Source organism: Zhongshania sp., from assembly GCF_041623545.1.
Lineage (GTDB): Bacteria > Pseudomonadota > Gammaproteobacteria > Pseudomonadales > Spongiibacteraceae > Spongiibacter.
On record NZ_JBFJWS010000199.1, the window covers coordinates 1 to 5,835 of the forward strand.

Sequence of the window (5,835 nt, forward strand, 5' to 3'; positions counted from 1 at the left end):
ACTTTGCGAAAAAAATGGAAGCTATGCTCATTACTGACCTACAGCACTGCGTGCAATTACTGCCGAGGGAAGTAGCAAAATGGTCCCTGCGCCGCCGCCTGTTAAGTCGCTGCGCCTATCTTTTTGCGCCATTACAATAGCCACACGATGACTATTGCTAGCCAAATCCCTAAAGGCCTAACCGCCTGTCCCGACTGTGATCTACTGCTGCAAACGGCTGACAGTGATCACCGCCAGCAGGGGCATTGCCCGCGCTGCGCGGCAACATTGTGGAACGCCGCCAGCCCCAGCGCTGACATCGACCTGGCCGCCGCCATTAGCGGATTATTATTATTTGTGCCGGCCATGAGCCTACCCATTTTAAAGCTCGACATGGTAGGCCAGTTAGGCAGCAATTCACTGCTTGGCGGAGTTTGGCGGCTCTGGCTGGAAAATGAACACCTGTTGGCCGTGCTGATATTACTCTGCTCCCTGCTCGCCCCGCTTATGCACTTGCTGCTCACCGCCATGATTGGCATATCCATTCGGCTCAAACGTTACCCCAACCACTTTCCTGCGTGGCTGAAATGCAAAGTATGGATGCAAAGCTGGAGCATGCTAGAAGTCTATGCGATGGGCATTATCGTCGCCTACGTCAAGATGATGGACCCGGGCGAGGTTAGCGTTGCCAATGGTACCTATTGTTTGGTGGGCTTATTGCTCTGCATTATTCTGTGTAGCCAGTATTTCCACGAAGAGCAGGCCTGGCAGTATTGGGAGCAGCGCAACTAAATGAACGTAACTGCTCAACAACGCGGTATTGCCCGCTGTACTACCTGCGGTAAACTTAGCCGTATTAAACCACAGAGTAACACCCAGTCTTGGCATTGCTCCCGCTGCGCTGCGCCGTTAAGTTTTCGCCAACCTCAAAGCCTGCAACGGAGCTGGGCCTACACCTTGGCCGCCGCATTTCTAATGATCCCGGCCAATATCTTGCCAATACTCACGGTAATCAGTTTCGGCAAAGGTGAGCCTGACACGATTATGTCTGGCGTCGTAAAATTGTGGCAAGCCGATTTGCAAGCCATTGCCAGCATCGTCTTTATTGCCAGTATCGCGGTACCCGTCATTAAACTGATGATTATCATCATACTGATTTTGGTGGTGCAGCTGCGCCTACCACTGAGCAAGCAACAGTGCACAGTGCTATACCGATTTATACATTTTATTGGTCGCTGGTCGATGTTGGATTTATTTATGATCTCGATATTGGTGACCCTCGTTCACCTCGGCAATATCGCCACCGTGGAAAGTGGCCCAGCTGCAACCGCCTTTGGCGCCGTTGTGGTTCTCACACTTTTCGCCGCAAATAGTTTTGACCCGCGCTTGTTATGGGACTTGGATAATGACTGAAGACACGATTAAATCGGCACATTCTGCACCTAAGCGCGGGCTATCAGCCATTTGGCTTCTACCGCTCATCGCGCTCGCCATTGCCGCATGGCTGCTCTACCAAAACATGAACAATACCGGCCTTAACGTTACCGTCGCCTTCGACAATGGCAGCGGTATTAGCGTGGGGAAAACCCCCGTTATGTACCAAGGAATCAACGTCGGCCAAGTCAAAAGTTTGCAACTCGACGATGACCTCGAAGGGGTAACGGCCACTATTGAATTGAGCGAGCAAATCGCGCCTTTAATCCGCGAAAATACGGCGTTTTGGCTCGTAAAACCGCAAATATCGCTTTCAGGAGTCTCTGGCTTAGACACGCTGGTAGCGGGCAACTACATCAGTTTCAAACCCGGTGACGGCGAACCAGCCGAGCGTTTCACTGCACTCATAGAACCGCCACCAATGGCCAGTAATTTACCGGGGCTCAGGCTGACTCTCGAAGCTGACAGCCTTGGCTCACTGTCAGTTGGCGCCCCCATTCTCTACCAGCAAATTGATGTCGGTGACATTGAAAGCTACCAACTCAGCAAAAACGGTATCGAGGCCAATATCCGAATCGACCCTCAATACCAGCATCTTGTAAACAGCAGCTCCCGCTTTTGGCAGCAGAGCGGTTTAAAGGTTAATGCTGGCCTACAGGGGATCGACATCGATGCGGGGTCAATCGCCAGTATTTTGGCCGGCGGCATTGCCTTTGAGACACCAAAGAAAAGTGCCGAAGCCGTCGACAATGACAGTCGTTTCCGCCTTTTTAGCACCAAGCAACGCGCTAAAGGTAGCAAAGAAATTGTGGTCTATTTCCGCAATCCAGACGGCCTCTCTTTGGGCAGCAATGTTCGCTTATTGGGTATGGACATAGGTAAAGTCGAGTCATTGAATTTTGTCGACAATAATCCCACTCTTGGTGCTGACGTCACGCTGACAATAAGTGCCCCACACCATCAATATTTGAACACTGACAGCCAATTTTGGCTGGTAAAGCCAGAGGTTTCTGTCAGCGGCGTTAGTGGACTTGACGCGCTCCTCGGGGGGCCGTACATCGCCATGCGCGTTAGCGGTAAAGGCGGCGCTATCGCCGAACGCTATACGGCCTTGAGCAAAGCCCCAGATAGCAGCATTCAGCAGCCCGGTTTGCGGCTTACACTGCGCAGCGACGAACTCAGTTCGGTTAGTATCGGCACAAAAATTTACTACCGTAAAATAGCTGTTGGCCAGGTTGAATCGGTTGAGCTTGACGCCGATGGCGTTAACATCGGCGCGTTTATTCATCAGCGCTATGCCAAGCTAGTACATCGCGAATCACTCTTTTGGAATGCCAGCGGTATCAGTATTAGCGGCGGTCTTAGTGGCTTAGACATACGGGCTGACTCCCTCGCTACCATCGTGGCTGGCGGCATTGCCTTTCACACCCCCGAAGTGAAGAAACCCCAACTCGCCTGGGAGGGCCTGCGCTACCAACTGCACCCCGATTACCAAAGTACATTTTCAGATAAGGGCCGCGACATCTTTTTATACTTTGATAGCGGCAGCAATATTAACAAAGGCACGGAAATAAAATATCAGGGCATCAAAGTAGGCGAGGTCATTGCCGTCGAACTCGATACTAATATGGAAGGTGTCAAAGTGAGTGCCCGTTTAGCACCGTCAGCCAAGGCACTGGCGCGGAGCGGCAGCCAATTTTGGGTTGTGCGACCGCAGCTTGGCCTCATCGGCACGCGAAATTTAGAAACCTTAGTCACCGGCAGCTATATCAGTGTGCGGCCTGGCTATGGATCACCGCAAACCAGCTTTGCGGCTTTAGATAAGCCACCGCCACTGAGTAAACCCAGCACAGGGCTCAACTTGATCGTCACCTCTCCGCAACGCGGTTCCATCAAAGAGGGTGTTAAAGTCTTCTACCGCGACATTCCGGTAGGGGAAGTGTTTGGCTATGAATTGGCCGAGGACGCCAGCCAAACTCTGATGCACATCAATATTGAAGCGCGCTACGCAGGCTTGGTCCGCGACAATAGTGTATTTTGGAATTCCAGCGGCATCGCGGTGAAATTTGGCCTATTCAGCGGTGCTACCATCCGCAGCAAGTCCATTGAATCCCTGCTTGAGGGGGGTATCGCTTTTGCCACACCGGACTCTCGCCCACTGGCTGCACAGGTAGTGTCAGGCAAAGTATTTCCACTGCGCCAAAATGCTGAACAAAGCTGGCTCGACTGGGCCCCCAGCATTCCGCTCCCGCGGGAAGCCGACACCGGAGAAAACTGGATTCGCACGGATTAACAAGATGTCACACCATTGAGACCGCTATAACGATACAATAGCAACTGCCTTGCAATAAGCCGCTAGTATTAGCGGCTTACACTCAAATTTGCAGCCATGCCGCCTCCGGCGACAATGGCCACCGCCAAAGAGATTCTCAGTGTGCTAAAAAAGCCGAATCAAGCCCTCATTGCCGCTATCATTATTATTGTTTCGCTGCTGTTAGCAGGGGTGTTTTTCGTTCTAAAGCCGAAGCCTGAGCAGGTGACGATCTCACCACCGACAATTACCGTCGATGTGGCCATCGCTGAAAAGCAAACCTTATCTATTGCAGTGCACTCCCAGGGAACCGTGCGCCCGCGCACAGAAACCACACTGATGTCGGAAGTCTCAGGCAAAGTTATCGCCGTCGCAGAGCAGTTTGAAAGCGGTGGCATTGTGGCTAAGGACGCCCTCCTCCTCGCCATTGATCAGCGCAATTACGAAGTCGAAGTCAAACGTGCCGAGGCCGCTGTCGCCGGTGCCAAGAGTAATTTACTTCAAGCCAAAGGCTTGGCTGCGGTGGCCGAGGATGATCTCAAAAAATACCCTCGCAAGCATGCCACACCCGAAGCCCTAAGCTTGGCCAAGCGGGAACCCCAGCTAGAAGAGGCAAAAGCCCGCCTACAATCGGCTCTGGCCGACCTTAATCACGCTCGCAACAATCTCAGCCGCACTGAAATTCGCGCGCCCTATCACGGCATCATAAAAGCCCGCAGCGCATCCCTCGGCCAATTTGTTAGCACTGGCAGCCAAGTCGGCCAGATATTTTCAGTCGACCGCGCAGAAATTCGCCTGCCTATCCCTATGGACCGTCTGGCCTATCTGGATTTATCCACAATTTCGGCGTCTGGGCCCGGCGCCAAGGTCCGTATTGAAAATGAACAAGGTCAACTCTGGCTTGGCCGGCTGGTCCGCACTGAGCGAGTATTGGATGAGCGCAGCAGAGTATTATTCGCGATTGCCGAGGTTGAAGACCCCTACCAATTAAACAGCGGCGGTGAGCCCCTGCGTATTGGCAGTTTTGTTAAAGCTGAGATCAGCGGAAAAATGATCGAGAATCTCGTCGCTATACCCCGCCACATCTTGCGCACTGGCAGCAAGATATGGGTTTTAGACGACAAGCAACGCTTGACTAACCGCGAGGTGAAAACCCTGCGCACCGAGGGCAAGTGGGTTTACGTTTATGAAGGGCTTGAGGACGGCGACCGCATCTGCCTTACCAGCATCCCCAATGCCATTGCGGGTACCGAGGTCACCGTTAATCATCAAACTAAAACCAGCACCCTACTCTCGCCAGGCCCCCGTGAAACACTAGCCACTCTTGGCATGGGAGCCGGCAAGCTATGAGCCCAATACCCGAATTCGATACCCACAAAGGTATTATTGCTTGGTTTGCCCGCAACTCCGTGGCGGCAAATCTATTGATGTTTGTGATTCTCGGCCTAGGTATTAATTCTGCCCTTAAAATCCAGCGAGTCAGCCAACCAGCCTTTGAACTGAATATTATCAGCATCACCGTGCTCTATCCCGGCGCGACGCCCGACGAAGTAGAGAGTGGAGTTGTACTGAAAATCGAAGAAGCACTCAAAGATATCGAATCCATTGAACGCATTGAATCCACCGCCAATGAATCAATGGCAACCATTACCGTGGAAATTTATGAGAGCTATGACACCCTTGCGGTAATGGACGACATTAAAAGTGCTATTGACGGCATTGTTAGCTTTCCGGAACAGGCCGAGCGGCCAATTGTTAATCGCGTAGACCACAAAGATCACGTCCTCAACATTCAGGTCTCTGGCAATATCGACGAACGCGGCATGAAGGAACTTGCCGAACAAGTAAAGCAGGAGCTGCTACTCGACGAAGACATCGCCTCCGTGCAAATTCATGGCGCTCGGGATTTTGAAATTGCCATTGAGATCCCAGAGCACACGCTTCTGCAATACGGTTTAACCCTAAGCGACGTATCCGATGCCATCCGCCGTTCCTCGCTGGACTTGCCCGGCGGCGCAATTAAAACCAGCAACGGCGATATTATGCTGCGCACCCGCGGCCAAGCGCGACGCCAATTTGAGTTTGAACAAGTCGTGCTAATCACCTACCCC

The 5,835-nt window shown here is 52.3% G+C and carries 5 protein-coding genes; all 5 read left to right on the top strand.

Going from position 1 to position 5,835, the window contains the following annotated elements; translation table 11 throughout:
* Nucleotides 1-147: 147 nt before the first annotated feature.
* Nucleotides 148-771, top strand: coding sequence for a paraquat-inducible protein A (locus tag ABYT30_RS14325; RefSeq protein WP_373083243.1), 624 nt, complete (start codon nt 148-150; stop codon nt 769-771).
* A complete protein-coding gene (locus ABYT30_RS14330) occupies nt 772-1,392 on the top strand; it encodes a paraquat-inducible protein A (protein ID WP_373097185.1) in 621 nt (206 codons plus the stop codon).
* On the top strand, nt 1,385-3,706 hold the full coding sequence (locus ABYT30_RS14335) for an MlaD family protein (protein WP_373097188.1): 2,322 nt from the start codon (nt 1,385-1,387) through the stop codon (nt 3,704-3,706). The genes ABYT30_RS14330 and ABYT30_RS14335 overlap by 8 nt, the downstream gene beginning before the upstream one ends.
* 114 nt (nt 3,707-3,820) lie before the next feature.
* A complete protein-coding gene (locus ABYT30_RS14340) occupies nt 3,821-5,074 on the top strand; it encodes an efflux RND transporter periplasmic adaptor subunit (protein ID WP_373083247.1) in 1,254 nt (417 codons plus the stop codon).
* Nucleotides 5,071-5,835, top strand: a 765-nt coding sequence (locus tag ABYT30_RS14345) for an efflux RND transporter permease subunit (protein WP_373097191.1), incomplete at its 3' end; no start/stop codon positions are given. The genes ABYT30_RS14340 and ABYT30_RS14345, both read left to right, overlap by 4 nt.